This window comes from Pedobacter nutrimenti (assembly GCF_003208655.1).
GTDB lineage: Bacteria > Bacteroidota > Bacteroidia > Sphingobacteriales > Sphingobacteriaceae > Pedobacter > Pedobacter nutrimenti.
The window spans coordinates 179794-206437 of record NZ_QKLU01000007.1 but is presented as its reverse complement, the minus strand read 5'-3'; the positions used below and the strand labels follow the sequence as shown (position 1 = coordinate 206437).

The window sequence follows — 26644 nt, the reverse complement described above, 5'->3', positions numbered from 1 at the left end:
GAGCGGATGTAAATTTATTTAACTGCTTTATACCTGAATTTTAAAATATTACCTGGCGTAATTTCATCTCCTTCATTGGAAATATACAAATTACTCTGTTGATCAAATGCAATGCCTTCGGGTTGGTTGAAAGTAGAGGAACTGATTTTGTGAACCTCTTTTATTTTCCAGTCGGGTGTTGCAATCACCAGCAATTTATATACCGAGGAAAGGATATACCATTCATTTGTACGCGGATTTTTTGCCAGGGCTGAAGTTTTTAAGCCCGATTTAATCGGCGTCCCAAAGGCTTCAATTTCTTTGGAATCTATTTTAAAATCTCCGGAAACCGCCAGATTCCCATTCTCCGGATAATAATTGAATACATAACCCGATGATTTTCTGGTTTTATGGTCCTGATCAGAGTTCTTACAGATGGCATAGAGTTTATTTGTATTTTGATCTGCATACAGGCTTTCATATTCTCCATCGGGCAGAATGTGTTTCCACACTTTTACATTTTCTGCTTTCTTTTTATAAATCTCCCCGAGCGGAAAAACATATATGGTCCCCGAGCTTTTCAACACAAAAACAGTTTCTTTTAAAATGGCCAGGTCTTCATAATCTCCTTTTTCAGCGAAACGGACATTACTTTGTTTTTTTACCCCCCAACTTTGTTTAAAAAGCCTTCCGTCTTCATCCTGAATGGAATAAACCGTCCGGCCATCTCCATTGTGAAAAGCAATTCCGCTGATTTCCAGTAAACTTTCGGGCATATTGAATTTCTCAGGCGCCGTCAGGTCGTACCCTTTTGGACTGGTATGTTTATTTTGAACAGGCTTGCAGGCATAAAACACAAAAAGTGCAAGCAGCGGCAAGGTCCATATCCATCTTTTGTAAAATATCTTCATAAGTGATCTGTTATTTTTTATCCTTCAGGCCGTTTAAAATTTTTGGTCTATGCCTGATGCATTTCATGTTTAGTTGCCAACAAATAATGAACCGCTTCCTGAGACCGCAGCGGCGGTTCCCCACTCAGGGGAATATTTTTCATTTCCGCATCCAGCTCCACTGCCTGAACATTATCTGCCAGCTGTAAAGCGATAATGGCCTGTATTTTTTCTTTAAGTTCCTGATCATAAACAGGAAAACAGACTTCTATCCGGCTGTAAATATTTCTGTTCATCCAGTCGGCCGAGCCCAGAAAAACTTCTTCTTTTCCATCATTATGGAAAATAAAAACACGGCCGTGTTCCAGGTAACGGTCTACAATACGTCTGACCCTGATGTTTTCACTCTGACCCCGAACTCCGGGAACCAGACAGCAAATGCTGCGGACAATTAACTCGATCTGCACCCCTGCCCTGGAAGCTTCATACAATTTGGAGATCAGGACCTTTTCTTCCAGGTTATTGAGTTTTATCGTAATACGCCCAGGCAAGCCTTTGGAAACATTTTCTATTTCCCGGTCAATCAGGGCCAAAAACCTGGTTTGTAAATTAAACTGGGCAACCAGTAAATGACGAAAATCTATGTAATCCTCTTCCGCTGGTCTTTTTTTCTTTTTACCCAAAAAACCAAAAAGCAATTCCAGTTCTTTCAACAAGGCTTCATTGGCCGTCAGCAGAATGTGATCTGTATAAAACCGGGCAGTGCTTTCATTGAGGTTACCTGTGGCCAGCAGCCCAATATAGCGCATTCCCATTTCTGTTTTCCGTTTCAGCAGGGCAACTTTAGCATGGACTTTAAAAGAAACGCTGCTGTAGATAATTTTTACCCCACCTGCCTTCATTTCTGCAGCCCATTTTAAGTTATTGGCCTCATCAAATCTAGCTTTGAGTTCCAGCATGACCACCACTTTTTTATGATTTCTCGCCGCATTGACCAGGGCCTGTACAATTTTAGAAGGATTTGCAACCCGGTAAAGCGTACAATAAATTTCCTCCACCTGGGGATCTAAAGAGGCTTCATTAAAAAAACGGAGTACAGGATCATAGCTTTGGTACGGAACATTGATCAACCTGTCTTTTCTTTCAATCTCTTCAAATAAACCAGTTCCTTTGGCAATCTGAAAGGCATCGGCTTGTGGCCAGGCCGGATATTCCAGCTTTTTGTCTTGCAGGGGAAAACCATTCAGGTCTTTGAGGTTATGATAAACACCACCAATAACAACCGAAGCCTTTTCCAGTTTTAAAGCATAGACCATACGGTATACATGACGAAGCGGTATTCCAGGCTGACAAAGGAAGCGCGTTGCAGCCCCCAGATCTCTTTTCAGCAGCTCTTTTTCTATTAAAATGGCCATATCGGCATCCAGCTCTTCCTCCAGTCTCAATTCGGCATCCCTGGTAATTTTAACATTAAAGGCCCCACATACCTGATCATTTGGAAAAAGATACTGCAAATGGAGTTTAATAATATCTTCTATAAAAAGGACATAATGCTGATTTTTATAAGTTAAACTATAAAATCTGGGCAACAGGTCCGAAGGGATATGGATCAACTCCAGCCGTTCTTGTCCTGAGTTATCCCTGAGCACGACCATTTGGTAAAGCTGGTTGTTCTGCGCAAAAAAATCTTTCCCTTCTGTTTCTATGTTTTCCGGATGAATATGGCTCAGGATGTCATTGAAAAAGATTTTACCCACCTGCTCTTCCAGGAATTGGGGGATATCAATATTGTAAAGCCATTTGATACCGTTTTTTTCAAGCTCTGGTAAAATATCATTTTTCAGCACCTCTCCAAAACGTTGCTGCTGCAGATTGATCAGTGCTTTTACTTTTAATGCGGTTTCTTCGGTTTCCTGTTCTTTAATAATCGCATTTATGGCCATCACAACCGGCATCCTTACCCTGTAAAATTCGTCGAGATTGGAAGAATAAATGGACAGGAATTTGATGCGTTCCAATAAGGGGACCCTTGGATTTTCGGCTTCCATCAAGACCCTTTCATTGAAACCCAGCCAGCTCAGGTCACGGTTAAAATAGGTATCCCTTTCCATGTTGCTACATTGCTACAAATACCATTGCGATGATAAAAGCCAAAACAGAGGCCACAATTCCAAACATAAACACATTATAGGCAATTCGCAGTAAGCGGTATTTACGGCCTAATACGACGCCCTGCCCATGTAAATCCCTGATCAGACTGCCATACAGAAAATCCCGGTCTTCCATCATCTGTAACATTCCGCTTTCATAATCAGTAAGACTCATTCCATAAAAGTTACCAAAAAACAAGAGGTTCACTTTTTTTTGATCGACATCCTGCTGGGTAAACTTTCCCGAAGGAATGGTTGGCCTGGTGGCAAGAATAGAAAAGACCATGGTCACCACACAAATAATCAGCAGCAGTAAGGTTGGAACAATCAGATGCGGATTGTCTTCCAATTTGCGCAGCAGGATACTCAGGATGACAGACAATATGATCGAATTGGTGGAAATCATAATGTGGGCTTTGTTGTCTGCCATATCGCTTAAGCGCTGGTGATTTCCTGCCGTAATCCGGAACATGGTTTCAATCCCTTTGTCGGGGCGCTCCAGTTTTTTCTTTTTATCTTTTTTCTGCAGCGCATCTGTTTCCGCGACAGCAATGTTTTGTTCATTCATAAGTATAAGATCCTGATCCTGCTGAAATTTCAATGATTTTTCCTTTAGTTCTTCCAGGTTTTTCAGCCGGCCTTTTTCCAGGTGTTCCCGGGCGTATGTCGTGTGAAAATGCTGGCTTTCCAAAAAAGCAATGGTGTGGACCCTCCATTGCTGTTTATCAATTTCATGCCCTTTGAATGCTTCAGCTTCCTTACGCATGGTTTTATTTTTTTCTTTAAAATCATCCGTACCCAAATGATAAAGGTCTGCGTCACAAATAATCTGTTGGAGCAGGCCTTCGGGCTTCTGGGGCATTTTTGTAGAAAGAATACAAGCTTCAACTTCTTTGATCACTTCCTGGGGAACCCCTACTTTTTGAAGAAAGTTTTTTGCATTTTCTGCACCCACATTTTCATGGTTTTTGCAGTCGGTAAAATAACCGGTATCGTGAAACCATCCTGCGGCCATCACTGTAAAAAAATCGGAATCGCTGAGCTGGTAATGTCCTGCGAGTTTCACAATATGCCTGACCACCTGCTCAGTATGTAACAAATTGTGATAGATCAGCCGGTCATCCTTACCATTATGAAACACATTATGCACCTCTTCTTTGATCTGCTCTATGATATGCGGGTAATTCATGGTATAAATATAAAATATATATACAGTACTTTTGCGTTTTAGATTCACTATGAGAAGAAAATTCAGTATTCTGCCAATTGCCTTAATTGCGTTCTTTTATTTGCTCCTGAACTGGTATGTAATTTCCGGGTTGGAAATCTACAGTTCCAATCCCCTGCTGAGCCTTGGCTGCTGGTTGCTGGTTGCTCTGGTTACCTTATCGCTGATTTACAGCATCCGAAGGGTGAGCAGCCGGGGCATGGGTACTTTTTTTAAGGTGGCCACCCACGCTTTTTTGATTTTATTTACGGCCGAGCTGATTTTCTCGATCACCCTTCTTGTAGGGGACATTTATCGTTTGTTCAGGGGCCATCCGCGTAACCTGCACTGGGTAGAATTTGCCAGCTTTTTATTTATCCTTACTGTATTTATATTTATTTATGGAATGGTCAGGGGGAAATATGCTTACCGGGCCATTAAACATACACTCTATTTCGACGACCTTCCTGATAGTTTTGATGGTTTTACCATTACCCAGATTTCTGATGTCCATGCGGGTAGTTTCAACAACCCAAAAGCCATTCAAAGGGGTATAGACCTAATCAAGGAACAGAAATCTGACCTTTTTGTCTTTACTGGTGACCTGGTCAACAATAAGGCGACAGAAATTTTACCCTGGATGAGTTATTTTTCACAAATCAGGGCGCCTTACGGCCAGTTCTCCATTCTTGGAAACCACGATTACGGAGATTATGTAAAATGGGAAAGTGAAGAAAAAAAACAAGCCAATCTGCGGGATTTAAAAACCCGTCATGCAGAAATGGGTTACCACCTGCTTTTGGATGAGCATGTAGATATTTACAAAAATGCAGAGAAGATTGTCCTGGCCGGTGTGGAAAACTGGGGACTGGGTTTCGGAGAACGTGGCGATCTTCAGAAAGCTTTAAGAAATACTAAAGCCGGGGACTTTAAGGTATTGCTTTCACATGATCCGAGTCACTGGGAATCTGAAGTCAAATCCTATCCTTCCAAAATACAACTTACACTGTCCGGTCACACCCACGGAATGCAGTTTGGGCTGGAGGCCTTTGGCATTAAATGGAGTCCTGTTAAATACCGTTATCCGCACTGGGCAGGCATTAAAAAGGAAAACGGACGGTACCTGAATGTAAACCGGGGTTTCGGATTTCTGGGCTTTTCCGGCAGAATAGGAATTTGGCCGGAAATTACCGTGATAGAACTTAAAAAAAAGGTTTAAACCTATCGGAGACAGGCTAATCCTGTTCAGGCTGTTCTGGTTTCTTCAGGTTTCTTTTCGCCCCTGTTTTGACAGGCCGTTGCCTGACCAGGTCCAGGTAATGCCTCCCGGTGATGCCATAATTGGCCAATTCCCCTGGTTCCATTCCGAAAAGGATTTCCAGTTTTCTTACGCATCCATAAGGGATGTCCTTTTTGCTCATAAAAGGAATTTTACAATAATTTCTAAACGTATTTCTGGATACGTTTAGGATCCCAGGAATCTGGCTGACCAGATGTTTGTTGTGTTTCACAGGAAGATTTTCAAGGAATTCATCAATTTTGTACTTGTATGCCATATGTTTCTAAAGGTTATTGTTTTTTATTAACCCTATATAAAACTATATCTCTTTATTCTTATATTGGTTAACAATTTAAAAATATTTTAAAAAAATCTTTTTACAAGCTTTTAAACAGAAAATTTGATTTTATTTCTTGTCATTATTCAGGCAGGCCGTCGGTCAGGGATTTCATAAAATCTATGATTTCATTCCTTTCCTTTTTTGTTAAATGTAAGGGTTTGGAAGATAAACTCTGATTGCCAAGCTGAAGCCCTATCCCATTACCTCCTCCCCGGTTATAAAAATCCATTACTTTTTGCAGGTTGACAATAGCTCCATTATGCATATAAGGCCCAGTCATGGCCACATTTCTTAAGCCTGGTGTTTTAAATGTCCCCTGATAATAGCTGATCGGAAAAAAATCATAACGGCCTTTATCGGTGTCAGCCAGAGGCCGGTTAAAATTATCATTGGCGGGTACGCCCAAAACTTCAAATTCGGTCCGCTTGTAATAAGGCGGGATCAAACCATTAAATAAGGGGATAAAATGACAGGAACCACATTGCGCCTTACCCATAAAGAGATTAAAACCCCGGACCTGCTTTGAAGTCATGGTATTCTTTTTTCCGCTGATGTATTGATCAAAGGCCGAATTAAAGGGAGATAAGGTTTTCAAATAGGCGGCAATGGCCTGCGCAACATGATCTATACTGGGCCCGCTGCCTTTTTGAAAGATATGTTCAAATTCCTGCTGGTAGTACTTGTTTTTTTCTAACCGCTCTACAACCAAACGATGATCAGCATTCATTTCCAATGGGTTAGCCATAACCATTTTAATCTGGCTGCTTAAATTTCCTGCCCTTCCATCCCAAAACTGAACATACTGGTAGGCGGAATAAAGCAGTGTCGGCGCATTCCTTTTTACATGGCTTTTTCCGTCAAATGCAAGACTTGTTTTTAAACCGTCGGAAAAATATTGTTCAGGTTGGTGACAACTGGCACAGCTTCGGCTCAGGTTGCCCGAAAGTGACTTTTCAAAAAAAAGCTTTTTCCCAAGTCCGGCCAGCCGTGCCTCCTTCTCAGCTGGATAAGTCTCCTGTGGAAAATGATCCAAAAGGATTGCATTTTTTGCAAACAGGTTCCCTGTCTGTTCATTTAAAGCAGTTTTAACACTGAGTACCGGCCCTATGGCTGCACTTAGTGCATAAAGTTCCCCTTGTAAAGGCAATGCATAATCCTTTAAAAAAACCATCCGGTTAAACTCATCAAAATTTTGGTTGAGAGAAAGGTAATCTATAGACTGCTGTAAGGAAAGCAGGGGCATAGCCACTTTCTTTTCTTTTACATAAGGCTCCAGCATGAACTGTATCGCCTTCAAAGAAGTCAAGGATTCTGCAATTCCACTTTTCAGTTCAGGTGCATCGTAACCCGTAATACTTAAGGCCATGACTTTGATCAACTCCAGGCGCAGGCTTTCCAGAAGCTGGGCATCGCTTGCTTCAAACTGGTACATCAGCGCAGCAAGGTCTGCCGCAGAAGAACTGAGGAGTTCTGCCTGGGCTTTCAGGTCCTGCAGGTGCTGCAGGGGATGATCCTCGAAGAGTAAGGCTTCTATGACCTGGAATCCTGAAGGCTCCTGATATTCCATATAGGGCTCTTCCACTTCTGTTTTTGCTGGCCGGTTATAAATGAGCGCAGAACTCTGAAAAAAATAATCCATCAGAAATTCAATCTTTTTATATTGAAGCCTGCAGTTCTTTAAGGCCTCTTTTGCTTGCAGCAGCGAGTTTTTATTTTCATCTAATTGGGAGATGCTTTTTTTCAGCGCTAAAGTAGAAGCGCTGAAGGCAAGTGCATTTTCTTTAAAGTATGCTGAAATCCGCACAGCAGCCTGTGGTTCAGGCGCCGTCCGGAGCCCCAGTATAGTACCAAGGCAAATCAATAAAAGGCCCATTTGCAGGGGCCTTTTTATTTTATTTTGAGACATGTACTTCAAAAGTATCTGTTACCGTATTAAATTCATCGGTAACGGTATATTTGGTTATTCCGGCCGCAGGGGACACGACGATACTTCTGGACACTTCAGAGGAAGGGTTCCATTTGTATTTACCAATAAATGAAGCTTTAAGCTCTGCTTTCTCCCCGGCCTTGAGCTTGATGACGGTATTTTTGCTGACGTTTTTCATGATGGTAAACTGGTCCCGGATCTGCCCGTCTGCACAAATCCACTTCAGGTCAAGCCGGTTGTCTTCAATTTCCAGCATACTGGCACCACCATGATCGGCATCAGAAAAGTACATGGCATCATGTGGAAAACTCGTTTGTTTACCACCCAGTTTTCCGGCAGAACCACTCACCACATATACGGTCCCCTTATTCTGAAGGTCGTTTTTTACATAGGGCCCAGCATCTTTCCCACCATCGTAACGCCCTGAGGAAGAACTCAGGTTATGCCTGGCAGCATTAAAACTCGCTTCCGGTCCATAATGTCCAGCCATTAAACGCGAACGTTCATAATCATGGCTATGGCCGCAAAGGACCAGATCTACGCCATACCTTTCCAGAATACGGATGAAATTCTCCCTGATTTTGACCAGCTCTGTTTCTGTATCGGAATTGTGTGACCCCATGGTATAAGGGGGATGGTGCCAATAGGCAATTACCCAGCCTTTGTTTTTGTTTTCTGCCAGATCTTTTTTGATCCAGTTAACCTGAGGACCCAACGTATCATAAAGGCGGTAGGATTTTTCTTCTTTTCCGTAAGAATCCAGGGAAAGAAAGTGAGCATTTCCAATGTCAAAAGAGTAAAATGCCTGTGTATGGGAAGCTGTACCACCTGATTCTCCCTGGGTTGGCATAGAGAAATTCTGGTAATAGGCGGTTTCATGTGTTTCCTGCGCCTTGGCGGAGGTGACTTCTGTATCGTGATAATCGTGGTTACCTGGTGTGGGAAATAGAGAGTATTTCTTGAGCAGGTCATCTTTGTAAATGTTAAAAAATTTGGTTTGAAACTCTGCATCAGTTCCATCGGAATAAGCATTATCTCCCAGCAAAATCCAGGCGTCCATTTGTTGGTCCCCAAGGTATTTGATAACCTGCTCCTTAACTTGACGCTGGTTGATGGAATTGTCTCCACAATCTCCCAACGCTGCAATGCGGTATTTGCCTGCTTTACCTGGCTCAGGGAGGGTAGTGAAATAATTGTCTTTGCCTTTCTGCAGGGTGTCACGAAAATCTCCTATGGAATAATAATACCTGGTATAGGGTTTTAAACCACTTAAACGAACCTGATGTTCTGTAACGAGTTTATTGTCCTGGGCCTGCTGGTCCAGGTGGTCAGGACGGCTTCCAAAACAGACCCGGCTCCTGGAAGAAACATCTGTTCTCCAGCGGATCAATATTCCGGTACTGCTGGCAACCTGTAAATACGGCCCCCTGATCAATACGGGTTGGGGTGATTTTTTTTCTTTTTCCTGGGCATGAAGGGCCAGTGGAAATAAGAGGCTTAAAAAAATTTTAGGAAAGGTTTTCATTCCGCAAAGAACGCAAGTCTATTGTTAAGCCGGCGTTAATTTAAAAACACCTTACCAATAATTCCACATTTCCTTCCAATTCTTAAGAGATTCTTAAGCGCTTGTTAATAAGCAGTTATGTATTAATCATCAAATCCACCAGAGCCCTGATGCAGCCTTCTTTTTTAATACCATTGCAAAAAAAATATAACTATGCCCACAACTTTTACTTCGTTCATTAAAAAAACAGTGGCCATCTTTTCCTTTCTGATCTTTTTGGCCTGCGCTGCATTTTCGCAGACCTTAAAAGGCAGGGTCACAGATGCCATTACAGGAGATCCCCTGACAGGTGCCACGGTTAAAGTAATGGAGAATTCCTCCAGACACTTTGTCCAGCTCGACGGAACTTTTACCATTAAAAATTTGAAAGCGGGAGCATACCATCTTCAGGTGAGTTACCTTTCTTACAAAACAAGCCAGAAAGAAATCAGGGTTAATGCTTCAGGAATAACCCAGGTTTCTATCGAAATGAACCCAGATGCGGCCGAACTTTCTACTGTAGTTATTGGTGCCCAGGGAAATGCATCGGACCGCAAGGCCCGCAGTTTGGAAAAAAATGCGGACGCCCTGTTGAATGTGGTTTCTGCAAAAACCATAGAATTGTCGCCAGATCTGACTGTGGCCAATGTCATGCAACGGGTATCTGGTGTAACGATCGAAAGAAGCAGTACCGGTGAAGGCCGTTACCCGATTATCCGTGGAATGGAAAAAAGGTACATCAATACGCTGGTCAATGGAATTAAAATTCCAAGTCCCGACAACAAGAACCGTTATGTTCCCCTGGACCTGTTTCCTTCTGAAATCCTGGACCGTCTGGAAGTTAGCAAAAGTCTTACCCCTTCCATGGAGGCCGATGCCATTGGCGGAAGCATCAATCTGGTGATGAAGGACGCCCCTTCCAGGTTGCTGCTCCAAGGTAACTTTGCGGCTGGCTATAACAACATTTTTGACAACCAGGATTACAGGCAGTTTAGCAGATCAGGCATCAGTACACATTCACCTGCAGAGCTCAATGGCCCTGCTTATGCGGCCAAACCCTCCGATTTCCCGGTTGGTCTGTTGAATTATACCATAAAAAACAGGCCCATTAACCTAAACGCCGGACTGACCATTGGAAACCGTCTGGGCAAAGACAAGCAATTTGGTTTTATTGTTTCGGGAAGCTATCAAAACAACTACAGAGGGACAAGTTCAACCTTCTTTTTACCAAATGCCCAGCCCAATGTGAACAATATTCCTTCTTTTCAGGAAATACATCAGCGTCAGTATTCTACTCAAAGCAGCCGCCTTGGCCTGAACGCAAAATTGGATTATCAAATCAACCGCAAGAACAAAATTTCCTGGTACAACCTGTTTGTAAGGCTGGAGGATATACAGGAAAGAAATATTGTAGATACCATTGTTTTGAACAGTATTGTCAATTATGAAGACCGCAGCACTGTACAAAAACAGTCGATTTACAACTCGACCCTTCAGGGCGACCACGATCTGAATAATGGTCTAAAATTCGACTGGTCCCTGGTCTATTCCCTGGCCAACAACCGCATTCCAGACCAGGCTAAATTTTCTCACCAATACGGCATGATTGTCAACTCTCAAACAGGACAATTAAGCCGGACACCGGATATTTTACAAAATATGGGCAGGTTATGGATGAGTAATTCAGACAAAGATTACTCTGCTTATGCAAACATCACCCAAAAAACCACTGCACTGGACCGTCCAATGGAATTAAAAGCCGGGCTTGTTTTCCGCGATAAGACCAGGACAAATATTTATAATGAATACACCCTTAAACCTGTCCCTGGAACTACAGGCCCACAAACCTATTCCAACATCAACAATGCCATTTACCTGGTAGACAACGGAGGTTTTTCAAGTCCCAGCGGAAACAATTACACTTTTAAAGAAGATCTTACTGAAGCCTATGTTCAGTTCAAATGGCAAATCCTTCACAAACTAGAAGTATTGGGCGGTACCAGAATCGAACAGACGCATCAGCATTACGACACCCAATCGGACCCTTCAAAACTTTATCGTTTTGGAAGCATCGATTATACCGATATTTTGCCCTCCCTTCAGTTTAAATACGCCTTAACAGAAACGCAGAATTTACGTTTGGCTTATTACAAAGCACTCGCCAGGCCGAGCTTCATAGACCTTATTCCTGACGGGATACAGGGTGAAGCTTTTAAAGAAGAAGGAAATCCTTCCAAATTAAACCACAGTACTGCCGATAACCTGGACTTCCGTTATGAATTTTTTCCAGGGCAAACAGACCAGCTGCTCCTGGGGGCGTTTTACAAAAACATTAAAGACCCCATTGAATATACAGCGGTTAAAACCGGTGTAACCTCTCAGACTTTAATACCAAGCAATTTTGGGGTAGCTACCAATTATGGTTTGGAGGCCGTTATCACCAAGTATTTTGGACCATTTGGCATATCCGCCAACTATACCTTTACCAAATCCAGTATCACCACCGATAAACTGCTCACCTTTGTGGGTCCTAGCGGTTTCTCCAGTAAAACGGTACAGGAGACCAGACCTTTGCAGGGACAATCCAATCATGTGGGTAATCTTTCTCTTTTATATAAAAATCCTTCAATCGGACTCGATATTCAGGCCGCATTTGTCTATACCGGAAGCAGAATTGCACTGGTTAGCCCTTACTTCGGACTGGATTACTGGCAAGCACCCACCAAACAGATTGATGTTTCCTTTGAAAAATCCCTGATCAAAAAGTTTTCAATTTATGGAAAGATCAACAACTTAACCAATACGCCTTTACAGCTTGAATTGCACAAATCTTATGCAGAATACCTTGCTGCGGGAAACAAAGCACTAGGCTTGCAAACAGACCCGGATAAGTTTATTGTCCAAAAAGACTATTTCAAAACTTCATTTTTATTAGGCCTCCGATATAAATTATAACGCACATGAAACACAACAGATTATTAACCATAATGGTCCTTTTTCTTGCTGCAGGCTTTGCATCCTGCAAAAAAAACGAGGACAGAAAAGACCTCTTTGTTCCTGTTGAGGTCGATGCAGCCCCGGTAAGTGATGCTGCACCTTTATCTGGTCCGGTCAAAGGAACCATGCTGGCCGGCAAAACTTACACCATTAACGGCAACATCATTGTAAAGAAAACCGACACCCTAACCATACAGGAAGGCGTAACCCTCAACTTTACCGGTAATTTCGGGATTGGGGTAAAAGGCGTCCTGCTTTCACTGGGGACAAAAAGCAAACCCAATTATTTTACTTACCCTGGCCTGACCAGAACAGACCAGCCTGGTGCAGATCCGACAAAGGACCCTGCCCTTGCCGGAAAGTGGACTGGTGTTATTTGCGACACCTCCTGTAAGCTCCTTGTCATGAAGTGGACCCATGTGGATTTCGCCGGTGGCCCAACAACCGGGGAAATTAAAACCTCCATCTCCACTAAGGCTTATCCTATATTTTTCCAGAACCCGGGCGGCATATTTGTGCTGGAAGATTCCTGGATTTACGGCAGTGTGGATGATCCCATCCGTACCCTTGGGGGTAAAATTGCAATGTTTAGAAATACCTTCGAAAAATGCGGGTTTACCGGTGGTGAAGCTTTAAACGCAAAAGCAGGGACTATTGGAGATTTTGCTTATAATGTGTGTATTGGTATTGCAACAAACGGACCAAAACTATCCAATTCCGGTGCGGCAAATGGTGTCCCTGCAACCAATGTCCGTATTTATAACAATACGATTATAAATTGTGGTTTCAGACGTGCAGAAGCCGGACGGGGCGGCTCTATTAATTTTGAGGAAGGTGCAGGTGGTATGGCTTTCAACAACATTATGGTCAATTGCAAATACGGGCTTAGGGTAGTGAAAGCACCGATTGCAGACCTGGCCAATTTAAGTTATGGCTACAACTTCAGTTATGCGGATGACGTTGATCTGGTGAATCAGTTTTATCCACCTACCTATCTGACCAATGCCTCGGTCACCGATATCCCTCAACCTTCCACATTCCTTCCCACAGGCTGGAAAACCGGGGACATTTACAACGCTCCAGGCCTGGTTAAAGCCAATGACCCTCAATTTATCAATGGTCCTGTCCCTCTTCCCCAGGGTTACAACTTAAAGGATGTTGTTGTTGTCGGCTCTTATAATTTCGGTCTCAAACCGACATCTCCATGTATTGGAAAAGGTTATACAGGTTTTAGCCCCGAGGCCCTGGTTCCCCTGCACCCCAAATATGGTGCTACAGAAATTACGCCTCCCGGTAAGGATATGGGTGCTTACCAAACCAATGGTACAGGAAATCAACATTAATCATCTATAATGAACATCAAAACAATTAAACTGACAACAGCCATTCTTTTTTTCACAGGTTCGGTCTTTGCTCAAAGCGGCTATAAACTTAGCAAACAGATTGCCCTGGAGGGAAATGGGAAATGGGATTATTTAAAAGAAGATAAAAAAAGCAACCGCCTGTTTGTATCCCATACAGACCGTGTCCATGTCATAGACCTACAAACCGAACAGGAAATTGGGCGTATAAAAAACCTCCATGGCGTACATGGAATTGCACTGGCGCCGGAATTCAACAAAGGCTTCATTTCCAATGGCAGCAACAACACAGTTACTGTTTTTGATTATAAAACACTGGACAGCATCACCAGCATTCCATTGAGCACTGAAAAACCGGATGCGATATTATTTGACAAATCCAGCAAAAAAATATGGGTATTTTGTGGCAAATCCAATAATGCCTCTGTTATTGATCCCATTAGCAATAAGGAAATTGGTACCGTAAAAATTGGTGCCGCCCCTGAATTCGCTGTATCTGATAAAAAAGGGCTCATTTACAACAACCTGGAAGAGGAAAACGCCATTGCTGTAATTGATGCGCTGAAACAGAAAACCCTTCGCAACATTCAGCTGGACAAAAATGCAGCACCAACAGGACTTGCTATTGATACAGAAAACAAATGCCTTTTCTCTGCTTGTGCAGAACTTAAAAAACTGGTGGTCATTGACTTGATTTCAGATAAAAAAATAGCAGAATTACCAATCAGCGAGCATGTAGATGCGGTCACTTATGATCCCGAGCGTAAGCTGATCTTTTGCCCTGGCGCTGATGGTGTGACCACCATTATCAGGCAAATTGACCGCAGCAAGTATCAGGTCCTGGAAAAACTCAGCACCCCTGCGGGTGCCAAAACCATGGCACTGAACACTAAAACCCATTACATCTACTTCAGTACGGCATCTTATATAGGTCAAACCAAAAACATTAAGCCAGGTTCATTCCGGGTACTGGTTTATAAAAATTAAAGGACCTAAAAACCACCTGCCAGTTTTGGGCAGGTGGTTTAAAACACAAAATAAAATTCATGGGCATTTTCATCATACCGGTACCCTGCCTCTATGCCCGAGACTTCACAAATTTGTTTGATAATAGATAAACCCAGTCCATTACTTTCTGCATTGTTGTTCTCTTTATAAAACCTGCTGAACAAACGTTCTTTGTTCAGTGCCTTGGCCGGACCAGAATTGGTTACACTTAAACCCTGCCCATTTAGTTTTACACGGATGAAGCCCCCGTTCCTATTGTGTTTAGTGGCATTTCCAAATACATTGTAAATTAAAATATCCAGCAGCTGAGGGCTAATGGTCAGTCCGGCATCCTTTAGTTCGGTTTCCAGTTGCAAGTTCTTTAATTGCCAGATTTCCCTGAATTCCTTCAGTTTTTCTTCGACTTTGTCCTTTACAGAAGTGTTTTCTTCTTTTTTAAACTGGCTGTTTTCGATTTTGGTGATCAGTAGTAAATCCTGGTTGATCCTGGACAATTTCCGGATTGCCCCATACGCGGAGCGCAATGATTCCAGGTGTTCATCCTGCATTTGCTGTTGTACCAGCAGGTCCAGTTTTGATTGTATGATGGCCAAAGGCGTTTGAATTTCATGGGCAGCATTTTCGGTGAACTCTTTCAGGATCCTGTAGTTTTCCCCTGCATCTGTTGTTGCCGCCCGAAGCCGACCAATCATAAAATTAAACTCTGAAATTTTTGTGACCGGAAAATCGGGTTGCTGGATATCACTTACTTTAAAATTGCCCAGTGCAGTCATCGACTGATAAAATGGCTGCCACAATTTGGAAATGATCAGTCTGTTGATCATAAAAGTTGTAACCAACAGCAATACAATGGTAATCAAACTAATGCAAAGAATTAATTTTGTTAAATGGCTCGTCCCTTCCAAAGGGTTTACAATACGGACCACATAAAACTGGTCCTGTACTTTTATGCTGTAACTCAGCTGACGACAAAAATGAATTCTACCCAGACCAGGAACAAAGGACCTCACTGATTTGAACACATCAGAAGAACTTCCCTGATTCGTTTTTTTAAATTCGATCTGCTCATCATTCAGTAAACTGACTTCGGGTAAGCGTTTATGGTCATTCACATAAGATGCAATTTTCGCTTTAACCCTCAGCAAACTCCCGTCCATTTCATTTTTAAGGACTTCTTTGATCAGAAAAAAAGAAACCACACTGGAGAGGGCAAAAACAATCACCATAACCGATACGTTGTAGCGGTTATACATGGAAAGAAACTTCATAGGCTTACCGGCAATTCCACCACTGAAAATCTGTAACCAATGCCATACACCGCATTAATGTAATCCGGACAACCTTTATCTATTAATTTTTTTCTCAGGTTACGAATGTGCACATAGATCAGGTCATAATTATCGGGCATATTGGAATGTGCCCCCCAAAGATGGTCTATAATTGCTTCTTTGGTCACCACCCTGTTTTTATTACTGATAAAATACATCAGCAGTTCAAACTCCTTCCTAGTCAGCTCAACAGGGCCTAAATGCGTGCGCACATATTTATCCTGAATATTCAGGGACAATTTATCCACCTCGATCAGGTCACTGCCCCCAAATACCCTTCTTCTGTGAATGGCATGAATCCTGGCGGCAAGTTCGGGTAAGTGAAATGGCTTGGTCAGGTAATCGTCAGCCCCAAGCTCCAGGCCGGTTAATTTATCATCTAAGGAGCCTTTTGCAGAAATAATAAGCACACCGCATGATTTATGTTCCAGTTTCAGTTCCCGCAGAATGTCCATTCCACTACCAACCGGGAGGGTAATATCCAGTACGACACAATCATAGTCAGAGGCTTTCAGCTTTTCCCTTGCTGTATAAATATTATCGGCCTGCTCGCAGATAAAAGCATTTCCGTTCAAATAGCTTGCAATGCTTTTCAACAGTTCCTGTTCGTCCTCTATAATTAAGATTTTCATCAGAATATTATTTGTTTTTTAATGGTTATGAAGCGTGCAAAGCTTGTTTTCATTGTGTTTTCTAAGCAGTAAGCTTGTACAGGTTTCATTGGGATATTATTTGTTTTTAAGCGTGATGAAGCGACCATTGGTTTTAGTCAATTCATAATGGTTACTTTGAAACCTATCAAATACAACTCCACTCGTTAAGTTCAAAATACAGCAACAGATATAAACTGATGAATAAGTTTTTGTTAAATCAAAAACACAGCGCTAAACTGTAGACCTTTCTGAGTTCAGCCACAAGGAGTAATACAGCAGAAATCCGGCTTACTTCATGACTATTAAATAACAATTTAAACGTTTCAAAAAACAAGTTTTTATGTACTTTTGCACAATTTAATTAATAACATGACTAGCATAACGAATAAATCTGATCAAGTAACTGATGTAGTGTTAATTGGGGCCGGTATTATGAGTGCAACACTTGGTGTACTTTTAAAGGAACTTCAGCCAGATTTAAGTATTGAAATATTTGAGCGTTTAGATGTGGCTGCTGCGGAAAGTTCTGACGCATGGAACAATGCGGGTACCGGGCACTCTGCTTTTTGTGAATTAAATTACACCCCTCAACAAAAGGATGGTTCTGTAGATACCTCTAAAGCAGTTTCTATTGCTGAATCTTTTGAAGTTTCCAAACAATTCTGGTCTTTTTTGATTCAAAACAAGATGGTGGATGCTCCGGAATCTTTCATCAAAAGTATCCCCCACATGAGTTTTGTTTGGGGAGATGAAAATGTGGATTACCTGCACAAAAGATATCAGGAACTTCAGAAGTCGCACCTTTTCAAAGGAATGACCTATTCCCAGGACCGTAAATTGCTGGAAGAATGGATTCCTTTGGTTATGGAAGGCAGGCCCCAGGAAGAAAAGGTAGCAGCCACCCGTATGACCCTGGGCACAGATGTTAATTTTGGTGCATTGACCAGAATGATGTTCAATTCTTTAAAAACAAAGGAACAGGTCCAGCTTCATTTTAACCATGAAGTAAAAAAACTAAGACAGATCAATGGCCTGTGGGAAATAAAAGTACGTAACGAAGAAACCGGTAAACGCAGGGTAGTTAAAGCTAAATTTGTATTTATTGGTGCCGGAGGCGGTTCTTTGCCGCTGCTGGAGAAATCGGATATTCCTGAAGGAAGAGGTTTTGGCGGATTCCCTGTTAGCGGTCAGTGGTTAAAATGTACCAATCCGGATGTTATCGAAAGACATGACGCCAAAGTATATGGAAAAGCTGCCGTAGGTTCACCTCCTATGTCTGTACCACATTTGGATACCCGTATGATCGATGGCAAAAAAGCTTTGCTCTTCGGTCCTTATGCAGGATTTTCTACCAGGTTCCTGAAAAATGGTTCTTTGCTGGATTTACCGCTATCTATTAAAGCCAATAATATTTTACCGATGATTTCTGCTGGACTGGATAACATTCCTTTAACCAAATACCTGATTCACCAGGTCAGACAATCTTCTGATGAGCGTTTGAATGCCCTGAAAGAATATCTTCCAAATGCAAGAATGGAAGACTGGACATTGGAAACTGCCGGACAACGGGTTCAGGTCATCAAAAAAGATGCGGAACACGGTGGAGTCCTGGAATTTGGAACTGAAGTGGTTAGTGCGGCTGACGGGTCGATCGCAGCCCTTTTAGGCGCTTCGCCAGGTGCATCAACTGCGGTATCTATTATGATTAATTTACTGGAACGCTGCTTCCCTGAGCAGTTAAAAACCAAAGAATGGCAGCAAAAACTTAAAAAAATGATCCCATCTTTTGGTCATTCTTTAAACAATGATGCAGAACTGTGCGAAAAGATCCGTGCGCAAACTGCACATGCCCTTAACTTACAAACAGAAAACCAGGGTATTGAGGCTAATTAATTGAAGGGATCTCCACGATAAAGGCAGATCCCGTATTCAAGCCTTCACTTTCTGCCCATACCCGCCCATTATGGGCATCAACAAGCTGTTTTACAATGGACAAGCCCAATCCCGTAGAACTTTCGCCACCCGTGGGTTTTGCACTAAGTTTCGCAAAACGCTGGAACAACTGGTCCTTATCCTCCTGAGTAAGACCCGGACCATTGTCCTTCACCACAAGTACTGCTTTCTGATCTTTATGGGCAATATTTACCTTAATCTGTTCCCCTTTGGGAGAATACTTAATGGCATTACTGATCAGGTTATCCACAACTTCTATCAAGCGCTGCTCATCTGCAATAACATAAGGTCTTCCTTCTATATTCAATTCTATCTCCTGCCCTTTGTTATCTGCAAGGGCCTGATTGGAATCAACAATCTGCGAAACGATATCCGCAAAGTCGAGTTTAAATGTATACAAACTGATCCTGCCAGATTCAATGCTTGCGGTAGTCAGCAAATCATCTATTGTTCTTGTCATTTTTAATCCGGCCTGCTTGATCTGGTCACACATTTTATCAACCGCCTCAGGATCATGTTTTTTCAACTTGATCAAATCGGCACGCACCGGGATCGTGGTCAAAGGATTTTTCAGGTCATGCGCTGCAATTTGCAACAATTGATTTTGCTGCGCATTTGCCTGTCTGGCAGACAGTCTGGCTTCTAAGTGATCCATCACTACACCTGCCAGTTCTTTCATGACCTGCTTATCTTCTTCGTTCAGATTTCGAGGTTTTTTATCTATGATGCAAAAACTACCCAGGTTATATCCTTCTTTTGTTCTTAAAGGTGCCCCGGCATAAAACCGTAAGGCAAAATCACCGGTAACCAGGGGATTAAGAAAAGTGCTTTCTTCCTCCAATGCATCCTGTACCACATAAACTTCATCGGTCAGAATCGTTGCAGTACATAAACCAGGATTAAGTGCCACTTGTTGTACATCAATCCCATGTCTTGATTTAAACCAAACCCTGTCCTGGTCCACCAAGGATATAATGGCTACCGGAACATCAAATAACTTAGCAGCAAGCCTGGTAAGCCGGTCAAAACTGAAGTCAGGAGGAGTATCTAAGATCTCGTACCGTTTTAATTCTTTGATTCTTTCTGCCTCGGCAGCAGAAAAATTATTGGATATCATCATAGGGAGATTCACACCGATCTTTACACCAGCATGTTCAAATATAATGAAAGCCCAAGAATAAAACTAAATTAGAAAGGCTGAACTTTCCAGGTTCTGTGCCAGCTGCCTCCCGGAAGCAATGTAATTATACCTTCTTTTTTATCCAGGTCCTGATCATGGTCTATGCCGTCGGCTATGCCACACCAGGGTTCCAGGCATACAAAATCTGCATCTTTAGCAGACCATATTCCAAAATATGGAAAACCCTCAAAACTAAAGTGAATACCTGGTTTATTCTGCCCGCCCTTCAAGGAGATCCTATTACTTTTTAATGACTTAAAAACCAGGGCATCATCATAAAAAAGGTTATGCTGTAACCTTAATTTTCTGTTTAATAAAGTAATGTTTTCGGTTTTATGATCGATCAGGTTATCGTTTATTTTATAATAGGTCAAAACCTGGTCTGCGTTAAATTCAAGTTCATAATCGTTATAGTCTTCTCCTTTGCTTAAGGGTACAGCAAAAGCAGGATGACCGCCTATAGAAAAAAGCAAATTGGAAGCTCCGGGGTTATGCACTTCATAGCTACAGGACAATATGTCCTCATTTAAACGGTACCTGAGTCCTAAATTAAATTCAAAAGGATAATTTTTTAGGGTTTGTTCATCACTCTTTAAAGTAAACAAGACCTCTTGGTTCCCCAGCTGCTGTATCTGGAACTCTTTATCTCTTGCAAAACCATGTCTGCTCAATTCATATTCGCTGTCTTTATAGTTATAGGTGTTGTTTTTAAGGGCACCTACGATAGGAAACAGTACCGGGCTTGTCTTTCCCCAGTAATCCGGATCTGCATTCCACATGTACTGCTGTCCGCTGTCTTTTTTGATCAGGCTTTTCAACTCGGCCCCTTTAGGAAGAAAGGAGGCCTTGATATGTTCATTTTCCAGTGTAATCATAATTAAAAATAGAAAAAAAATAGAATCTTCCAGGGCTTTGAAACCAAAATGGCCTCCAACTGGTTATATACTTTAATTTCTATAATTTTACTTTATGAGCATAAAATCCGTTAATCCTGTAAATGGTAAATTGATAAAAACTTATTCTGAAGATTCCGAAAAAGTCATTGCAAAAAAGATAAAACTGGGCGCCAGAGCCTGGGAGGACTGGCAGTTTACGGATTTTGACTTGAAGGCCGCCTTATTGAATAAGACCGCTGAAGTGCTTAGAGAAAGAAAAAAAGAGTTGGCTGCCCTAATGGCCCTGGAAATGGGAAAACCCTTAAAATCAGGTCTGGAGGAAGTAGAGAAATGCGCAAAAGTTTGTGAATACTATGCCGCTAACGGCGAAAAATTCTTAAAAGATGAACCTGTTGAAACTGAAGCCTCCAAAAGTTATGTTTGTTTCAGGCCTCTTGGCATTGTGCTGGCGGTAATGCCCTGGAATTTTCCTTTCTGGCAGGTTTTCCGCTTTCTGGCACCTGGCCTGATGGCTGGAAATTGTGCCTTACTCAAACATTCTTCAAACGTAACCGGTTGTGCCCTTGCCATAGAGGAGGTATTAAAGGAAGCCGGGTTTCCGGATCACGTTTTTCAAACGCTGGTTATTTCCAGCAAAAGGGTAAATCAGGTGATTGAAAACCCACTGGTGAAAGCCGTAACCCTTACAGGAAGCACAGGAGCTGGAATACAAGTGGCCCGGCAGGCGGCAAGTTTGTTAAAAAAGACAGTCCTTGAACTGGGCGGCAGCGATCCTTATCTGGTTCTCGAAGATGCCGATCTGGAATATGCAGCAGAAATTTGTGCGCAAAGCCGGCTGATCAATAATGGCCAAAGCTGTATTGCAGCAAAAAGGTTTATCCTGGTCAGAAGTATAGAAAAAAAATTCCTTAAAATTTTTAAAGAAAAGATGTCCGAAAAAAAAACCGGTGATCCTTTTGCCCCCCAAACAGATCTTGGACCTATGGCAAGAACAGACCTGAGGGATGAATTACACCAGCAGGTTTTGGATAATATTCAGGCCGGGGCCAAATGTCTATTGGGTGGTTACATTCCGGACCCTAAAGGAAAACATGCCTATTATATCCCAACCATATTAACCGGAATAAAAAAGGGAATGCCTGCCTATACCGAAGAACTTTTTGGTCCGGTTGCATTGGTTTTTTCTGCAAAAAATACCGCAGATGCCATTCGCATTGCAAATGATTCTTCTTTTGGACTAGGGGCAGCGGTATTCAGCAAAGACATTGCATCGGGAGAAAAAATTGCAGAAGGCCTGCTAAATGCAGGCTCCTGTTTTGTCAATACACTGGTCAAATCAGATCCCCGCTTGCCTTTTGGCGGGATCAATCAGTCTGGTTATGGCAGAGAACTGGGGCTGTTTGGCATCAGGGAATTTGTGAACATTAAAACCGTATATGTCCGCTAAAGGCTGATGCGCTTTGTACTACCTTCCTGGATTTCGTAAGCCTTTTTTTGACCGTCCGTCAAAACCTGGATGAGCAATTTATTTTTCCCTGCCCGGGAAATTTCCAGATCAAATACATGTCCAAAAGAATGAATACGGCGCAGGGCATAATGGTTCCACCCCGCCGGCATTCTTGGTGTACAGTTAAAGGCACGAAAGCCGACTGGGCGCATTCCAAACAAACCTTCGGTAAAGATGCGACAATACAACCCACTTTCAGCAGACAAATGCCGTTGGTTTCCTTCCGGATAAGCTTCAACCGGATAAGGGACATGCGCTCCCAGCAAACGTCTGCGGGAATAATATTGTATAAAATTCATCGCTTTATCGGTTTCACCTGCCTCCAGCACGCCTCTGAGTGCATAAAGTGTAGAGCGGTCCCAGAAAGTTTCTTTACCTGCCTGTGTGGCCAGTCCGTCCGCAGTCCATAATCTTGGTGAAAACAAGGCCTTAATGGTGCCTTCTTTTCGTCCATAAAGCCCTACGGTTAGGGGCAAACAAATCCAAGCCCTCAATACGTCATTACCTTCATAATATTTATAAGTCTCAAAACCCTCTACATTGCCCCCAAAATACTTTTCTATATTCCGGCTCAGTTCATCTGCCTGTTTACGGTAATTTTTGATTTGTGCTGCGGGTTTTCCAAGCAAAGGACCAAGCATGGCTGCTGAGCGCAGGGCATCATAATATAAAGTATTGGTTGCCAGATTGGCTTTCCCGGAAGGAAAACGACCCTCCAGTTCATCTTTGTCAGAATTCACCACACCTTCACTATTGAGCTTTCGGCGGCTGTATTCCAGACACCACTCGATCAGTGGCCACAAGACACGGGCAGAATCAATGTCTCCGTTGGCCAGGGCATATCTTGAAGCTCCATAAGCGATCATAGCCTGGTCTCCTCTGTCCCCCGCTCCTTTCCATACCGCATCTCCCTCGGCCACAATAGAGCTCGGAATGGCCTTATAATCTGGGTTCATATATTTTGCAAACCAGCGATAAGCATTCATAGCCGATAAATTTCCAATTTTGTCCCCTGAAAAGGCAAAATAAGGATTCACATATTCTGCCTGGTCATTGGCCCAGATCGCAGCATAATAAGCAAGTCCGCCGGGGCCATGAAAATAACCGCCTTTGGTTTTATAAATACTTTCTGTAGCCCTTAGCTTTGCAAAGTCAAAGGCCGTATTCAATACGCTATCCGGTGTTTCCAATTTAAGCGGAGCCAAAATTTCAGAAACACGGTTCCTCCTTTTTTCCTCCTGCCCATCGGGATCTATTTTTTCTATGGACTGCGGACTGTCTGTGGCCAGATAATAGACAGAAAAACTTGCTGATGCTCCAGGGGCCAGAGACCGGTTTCCCTCTCCTATAGTTCCCATGATGATGGAATGCGAACGCACTTTACTTTTGGAAGGATCGGTGCGCACCTCTTTTTTAAGGTATTCCATGGACACCTGTAGTTCCTTATCTGTTTTATTGGTAAAAACAAATTTCTCAATAGCCATGGGCTGGTCAACAGATGGAAAAATACTGCGCTCTACATGAACCATTGCCGGATTTCCAGACTCCGCAGAAATACGCATGATCCCTTTATGACGGATGTTTTTGATGTTGTAACCCAAAGGGCCCGATTTTGGACTGCCAGAGACAGAAAAATCCAGTAACTTGTTATTGATAAAAAACCTGGGCAATTCATTATCCTGAAAAGTATAGGAAATATGGCTTCTGGTCGCATCAGGTAACATCCTGAAAGTAGGAAAAACCAGGGTCCTGCTTATTTTTGATTTTTTGTCTTTGTCCAATGCATATTCCACCCATATGGCCACTTTCTCTCCTGCCATTTCAATATGGTCTGCATGAGGAAGTCCAGCTCCAATGTCCCAGCAAATACTTCCGTCCGCCAGGATCTTCCACCTGCTGTCCTCTGGTGTTTCCTTCATCTGGCCTAGTGTATTGTTTTTAAAACAAAAAATAGCCAGTATCAAAAAAAGCAGGTATTTTCTCATTTGCTGATGTCTTTTTTATTGATCCTGAGTTCCAGTTGGGCCTCAAATAACGATAAAGGCAAAACCTCTTCTCCCTGAGATTCATTTAAACCAGCATTTTCAAAGCTTACTTTCCGGTCGGAACGGAAACCAACCAGAATAGGCGAGGCAATCGTATAATTTCTTCTCCTTTGCATATCCCAGAAATTATAGTGCTGGTCTTTTACAGACTTATGGTAAAAATTCCACAACACCAGGTATTTTCCATGGTGCGGATGGCCTGGTTCAGGTCCGCCAAGGTTATAAAATACACCACCATCAATCTGATCATATAAAGTCGCATAAGGTTGTCCGGAATGAATGTCAAAATTTTGGTCGGTTCCAAGTGAACACTGTGTAATGACCGTCCCTACGGCACTATATCCGGTGCCTGCTCCATGGTGCTGGGCATTATTGAAAGAACAGTTTTTCACCAGTACCCCATAACCCGTTCTGGCATGAACTGAAGCATGGCCTTTTTTCCCTCTGAAATGGGTGTTTAAAACACTAATCTGATAACCGGAACGAATAAAAACCCCTTCATTCAGATCGTGAAATTCACAATTTCTCAGCCAACTGTTTTTAACAAATTCCATTCCCACCGCTTCATAGGCATAATCATGAATCTCATTTTTATGATGGACGAACTCCTCCGGATAATTTTTCCAGTTGCTGCTGAAGGTAATGTCTTCTATTCCGCATTCCACAATAGGCGTATAAGATACCAAGTCCCAGTTGGAAGACTTGACCATTCTGATGTCCAGGTGAAGCGGGTTTTTAAAGGTCACCTTCGCACCGTCTATTTTTTCAATCGTATGGATTTCAAAGATCTGCATTCCTCCCTTTTCACCAAAGAGTCTGCTCCATTGAGGCTTAAGATCTAAAGGCGCAAAATAAGCCCTTGTATATTCTTCACTCCGGTGACGGATCACCACATCCTGTCCTGGTTTCAACTGGCCCGCATTTTCTACTTCGACAACAAAAGTTTCCCTTTCTGCATCTTTTACAATACGGGTCAGTTTCTGGCTCTCGGTCTGATCCGGCTTAAACAGAAACTGTCTTCCGTTAATCCGTTTATTGGCCTGATAGATTTCAGTCCCGTTCTTTCCAGTTCCGCTCCCCTTGAGCACAATTCCACTTTTTGAAATCCTGATTTGTTTGGAAGGGTCCTCATCTGCCGCAATCAGATATTTTCCCGGCCCGAAAAAAACGATTCCTCCTCCCGGATTTTCCTGGGCCGCATCGATTGCTTTCTGGATGGCCTGGTCGTCGTACAGATCGTCATTTGCAATGGCCCCGAAATCTTTGACATTAAAAACCTTTTTGTCTTTTAAATCCGGAAGTGCCTGTTCAGACCAATGGTAACCCGCATAAGAAAAATCGGGAAGGACTGCAATTTTTCCGTTTTTTTTTGCTTCTACAAAATCTTTCCAAAGCGGGCTGATCTTTTGAGCATTAGAGGAAAGGGCAGAAAAGATAGCCGCAACACTAAATATGGTTTTTAATTTCATCAGATGGGTTTATCCTAAATTAATGCAATTAGTATAAAATTCTGATTTAAAACTACTTCAGCTTTGGCGAATCATTAAATTTCTTTAGCATTTTTAAAGGTATGTTCCGGCATCAAGGTATAGGTTCCTAATTTTCTTCTATGTACTTAAATAAAAGGACAACAGACTCACCAAGAATAACCTGATCTCCTTCTTTCAGCAGATACCCGACATCCGAAGCATTTAAGCGCAATGGATTTTCGTCCGCGGCCGACCTGACTTTTGTTTTATTCGCAGGGGGAATACCGCCTTCATCCGCAAAAAGCACAAAACCGCCTTTCTGATCGTCCCATTCCAGGTGAGCATGTTTTCGGCTGACAAAACGGTTCCCTGTATAACCGGATTCATCTGCAAAGGCAATGAAGTTTAACCTTAAAGAACCATCAGCTGCCTGAACCTGGCTTCCCCTGCCTAAATTAACCCGGCCATGTGTTCTGTGGATTAAATATTCATTCCGCTCGGCTTCCCCTTGCAATACGGTGATATGAGCCGTTTTTTCTATAAGCGCTGGCGCTGTTTTTAATGGAGTTGTTCCAATTTTTATAGCCAGGTACAGACTTTTATCGGCAATTAAGTCCTGGCCTAATCTGTCAGACGCTATAACTTCAAGTTTCCAGTTTACAGGCAATTCCAATGCAAAATTATCGGCCACACGCTGAATTTCCTGCTTCAATTTTTCCTGGTCCTTCAAATAAAAAGCAGCTTCATACAGATGTTGTTGTTCCTCCGGAGGCGCTATAAACAGCGTAATTACCTGAACATGCGCCCCTTCCCCTCCTTCCAGTTTTTGCAGTTCTTCTTTCAGGAACACAAGGCCTTGCTCCCTGATCATCTTAACATCCGGAACCTGGGCTGATCTGTCTTTTTTGAATGGATTAAACATATTTTAATAA

At 42.5% G+C, this 26644-nt stretch carries 19 protein-coding genes; 6 read left to right on the top strand and 13 right to left on the bottom strand.

Annotated features, from left to right (window positions below; all coding sequences use genetic code 11):
- Positions 1-14 precede the first annotated feature (14 nt).
- Genes B0O44_RS19045 through B0O44_RS19035 form a run of 3 tightly spaced genes read right to left on the bottom strand, consistent with a single transcriptional unit; the run spans position 15 to position 4208 of the window.
- Positions 15-890, bottom strand: coding sequence for an SdiA-regulated family protein (locus B0O44_RS19045; protein WP_245943717.1), 876 nt, complete (start codon positions 888-890; stop codon positions 15-17).
- Positions 891-937: 47 nt separating this feature from the next.
- Positions 938-2980 (bottom strand): polyphosphate kinase 1, encoded by a 2043-nt coding sequence (ppk1, locus tag B0O44_RS19040; protein ID WP_110833692.1) that lies wholly within the window; start codon positions 2978-2980, stop codon positions 938-940.
- A 4-nt stretch (positions 2981-2984) separates the two neighbouring features.
- Positions 2985-4208 carry a Pycsar system effector family protein gene (locus B0O44_RS19035; protein ID WP_110833691.1) on the bottom strand — a complete coding sequence of 408 codons (1224 nt, stop codon included), beginning with the start codon at positions 4206-4208 and terminating at the stop codon, positions 2985-2987.
- Between the two features lie 49 nt (positions 4209-4257).
- Between B0O44_RS19035 and B0O44_RS19030 the strand changes: the two genes are divergently transcribed.
- Entirely contained in the window at positions 4258-5445 is a 1188-nt protein-coding gene (locus tag B0O44_RS19030) for a metallophosphoesterase (protein WP_110833690.1), read from the top strand.
- A gap of 16 nt (positions 5446-5461) precedes the next feature.
- On the opposite strand, the gene B0O44_RS19025 is transcribed toward B0O44_RS19030, so the two are convergent.
- From B0O44_RS19025 to B0O44_RS19015, 3 genes are all read right to left on the bottom strand, one after another.
- On the bottom strand, positions 5462-5782 hold the full coding sequence (locus B0O44_RS19025) for a hypothetical protein (RefSeq protein WP_211321413.1): 321 nt from the start codon (positions 5780-5782) through the stop codon (positions 5462-5464).
- A 142-nt stretch (positions 5783-5924) separates the two neighbouring features.
- Positions 5925-7751, bottom strand: coding sequence for a cytochrome c peroxidase (locus B0O44_RS19020; protein WP_110833689.1), 1827 nt, complete (start codon positions 7749-7751; stop codon positions 5925-5927).
- Positions 7738-9297 carry a purple acid phosphatase family protein gene (locus B0O44_RS19015; RefSeq protein WP_110833688.1) on the bottom strand — a complete coding sequence of 520 codons (1560 nt, stop codon included), beginning with the start codon at positions 9295-9297 and terminating at the stop codon, positions 7738-7740. The genes B0O44_RS19020 and B0O44_RS19015 overlap by 14 nt, the downstream gene beginning before the upstream one ends.
- A 192-nt stretch (positions 9298-9489) precedes the next feature.
- Between B0O44_RS19015 and B0O44_RS19010 the strand changes: the two genes are divergently transcribed.
- Genes B0O44_RS19010 through B0O44_RS19000 form a run of 3 tightly spaced genes read left to right on the top strand, consistent with a single transcriptional unit; the run spans position 9490 to position 14660 of the window.
- Positions 9490-12270, top strand: coding sequence for a TonB-dependent receptor (locus tag B0O44_RS19010; RefSeq protein ID WP_110833687.1), 2781 nt, complete (start codon positions 9490-9492; stop codon positions 12268-12270).
- 5 nt (positions 12271-12275) lie between these two features.
- Positions 12276-13655 carry a hypothetical protein gene (locus B0O44_RS19005; RefSeq protein WP_110833686.1) on the top strand — a complete coding sequence of 460 codons (1380 nt, stop codon included), beginning with the start codon at positions 12276-12278 and terminating at the stop codon, positions 13653-13655.
- Positions 13656-13664: 9 nt separating this feature from the next.
- A complete protein-coding gene (locus tag B0O44_RS19000) occupies positions 13665-14660 on the top strand; it encodes a YncE family protein (RefSeq protein ID WP_110833685.1) in 996 nt (331 codons plus the stop codon).
- Positions 14661-14698: 38 nt separating this feature from the next.
- On the opposite strand, the gene B0O44_RS18995 is transcribed toward B0O44_RS19000, so the two are convergent.
- Positions 14699-15949 carry a sensor histidine kinase gene (locus tag B0O44_RS18995; RefSeq protein ID WP_110833684.1) on the bottom strand — a complete coding sequence of 417 codons (1251 nt, stop codon included), beginning with the start codon at positions 15947-15949 and terminating at the stop codon, positions 14699-14701.
- Positions 15946-16641 carry a response regulator transcription factor gene (locus B0O44_RS18990; protein ID WP_110833683.1) on the bottom strand — a complete coding sequence of 232 codons (696 nt, stop codon included), beginning with the start codon at positions 16639-16641 and terminating at the stop codon, positions 15946-15948. The genes B0O44_RS18995 and B0O44_RS18990 overlap by 4 nt, the downstream gene beginning before the upstream one ends.
- A gap of 369 nt (positions 16642-17010) precedes the next feature.
- On the opposite strand from B0O44_RS18990, the gene B0O44_RS18985 reads away from it, so the two are divergent.
- Positions 17011-18555, top strand: coding sequence for a malate:quinone oxidoreductase (locus tag B0O44_RS18985; protein ID WP_262512049.1), 1545 nt, complete (start codon positions 17011-17013; stop codon positions 18553-18555).
- Here the strand turns inward: B0O44_RS18985 and B0O44_RS18980 are convergent.
- A complete protein-coding gene (locus B0O44_RS18980) occupies positions 18548-19735 on the bottom strand; it encodes a GAF domain-containing sensor histidine kinase (protein WP_110833681.1) in 1188 nt (395 codons plus the stop codon). The genes B0O44_RS18985 and B0O44_RS18980 overlap by 8 nt on opposite strands.
- A gap of 68 nt (positions 19736-19803) precedes the next feature.
- Positions 19804-20670: an aldose 1-epimerase family protein gene (locus tag B0O44_RS18975; RefSeq protein ID WP_110833680.1), complete on the bottom strand. Its 867-nt coding sequence runs from the start codon at positions 20668-20670 to the stop codon at positions 19804-19806.
- A gap of 94 nt (positions 20671-20764) precedes the next feature.
- On the opposite strand from B0O44_RS18975, the gene B0O44_RS18970 reads away from it, so the two are divergent.
- Complete coding sequence (locus B0O44_RS18970) at positions 20765-22138, top strand: NAD-dependent succinate-semialdehyde dehydrogenase (RefSeq protein ID WP_110833679.1); 1374 nt, start codon at positions 20765-20767, stop codon at positions 22136-22138.
- Here the strand turns inward: B0O44_RS18970 and B0O44_RS18965 are convergent.
- The 3 genes from B0O44_RS18965 to B0O44_RS18955 all read right to left on the bottom strand — a co-directional run bounded on the left by B0O44_RS18965 (position 22135) and on the right by B0O44_RS18955 (position 26634).
- Positions 22135-24183 (bottom strand): glucosidase family protein, encoded by a 2049-nt coding sequence (locus B0O44_RS18965; protein ID WP_110833678.1) that lies wholly within the window; start codon positions 24181-24183, stop codon positions 22135-22137. The two genes, B0O44_RS18970 and B0O44_RS18965, sit on opposite strands and share 4 nt — an antisense overlap.
- Positions 24180-25712, bottom strand: coding sequence for a DUF4955 domain-containing protein (locus B0O44_RS18960; protein WP_110833677.1), 1533 nt, complete (start codon positions 25710-25712; stop codon positions 24180-24182). Before B0O44_RS18960 ends, B0O44_RS18965 begins: the two co-directional genes overlap by 4 nt.
- Before the next feature lie 127 nt (positions 25713-25839).
- Positions 25840-26634 carry an FHA domain-containing protein gene (locus tag B0O44_RS18955; protein WP_110833676.1) on the bottom strand — a complete coding sequence of 265 codons (795 nt, stop codon included), beginning with the start codon at positions 26632-26634 and terminating at the stop codon, positions 25840-25842.
- Between the last annotated feature and the right edge of the window lie 10 nt (positions 26635-26644).

Bases quoted from the DNA above. Each gene is read 5' to 3' on its own strand.
- B0O44_RS19030 (WP_110833690.1), top strand. From the start codon at position 4,258: ATGAGAAGAAAATTCAGTATTCTGCCAATTGCCTTAATTGCGTTCTTT.
- B0O44_RS18955 (WP_110833676.1), bottom strand. From the start codon at position 26,634: ATGTTTAATCCATTCAAAAAAGACAGATCAGCCCAGGTTCCGGATGTT.
- B0O44_RS18975 (WP_110833680.1), bottom strand. From the start codon at position 20,670: ATGATTACACTGGAAAATGAACATATCAAGGCCTCCTTTCTTCCTAAA.
- B0O44_RS19010 (WP_110833687.1), top strand. From the start codon at position 9,490: ATGCCCACAACTTTTACTTCGTTCATTAAAAAAACAGTGGCCATCTTT.
- ppk1 (WP_110833692.1), bottom strand. From the start codon at position 2,980: ATGGAAAGGGATACCTATTTTAACCGTGACCTGAGCTGGCTGGGTTTC.
- B0O44_RS18980 (WP_110833681.1), bottom strand. From the start codon at position 19,735: ATGATGATATCCAATAATTTTTCTGCTGCCGAGGCAGAAAGAATCAAA.
- B0O44_RS19000 (WP_110833685.1), top strand. From the start codon at position 13,665: ATGAACATCAAAACAATTAAACTGACAACAGCCATTCTTTTTTTCACA.
- B0O44_RS18990 (WP_110833683.1), bottom strand. From the start codon at position 16,641: ATGAAAATCTTAATTATAGAGGACGAACAGGAACTGTTGAAAAGCATT.
- B0O44_RS18995 (WP_110833684.1), bottom strand. From the start codon at position 15,949: ATGAAGTTTCTTTCCATGTATAACCGCTACAACGTATCGGTTATGGTG.
- B0O44_RS18960 (WP_110833677.1), bottom strand. From the start codon at position 25,712: ATGAAATTAAAAACCATATTTAGTGTTGCGGCTATCTTTTCTGCCCTT.
- B0O44_RS18965 (WP_110833678.1), bottom strand. From the start codon at position 24,183: ATGAGAAAATACCTGCTTTTTTTGATACTGGCTATTTTTTGTTTTAAA.
- B0O44_RS19025 (WP_211321413.1), bottom strand. From the start codon at position 5,782: ATGGCATACAAGTACAAAATTGATGAATTCCTTGAAAATCTTCCTGTG.
- B0O44_RS19020 (WP_110833689.1), bottom strand. From the start codon at position 7,751: ATGTCTCAAAATAAAATAAAAAGGCCCCTGCAAATGGGCCTTTTATTG.
- B0O44_RS19015 (WP_110833688.1), bottom strand. From the start codon at position 9,297: ATGAAAACCTTTCCTAAAATTTTTTTAAGCCTCTTATTTCCACTGGCC.
- B0O44_RS18970 (WP_110833679.1), top strand. From the start codon at position 20,765: ATGAGCATAAAATCCGTTAATCCTGTAAATGGTAAATTGATAAAAACT.
- B0O44_RS19045 (WP_245943717.1), bottom strand. From the start codon at position 890: ATGAAGATATTTTACAAAAGATGGATATGGACCTTGCCGCTGCTTGCA.
- B0O44_RS19005 (WP_110833686.1), top strand. From the start codon at position 12,276: ATGAAACACAACAGATTATTAACCATAATGGTCCTTTTTCTTGCTGCA.
- B0O44_RS19035 (WP_110833691.1), bottom strand. From the start codon at position 4,208: ATGAATTACCCGCATATCATAGAGCAGATCAAAGAAGAGGTGCATAAT.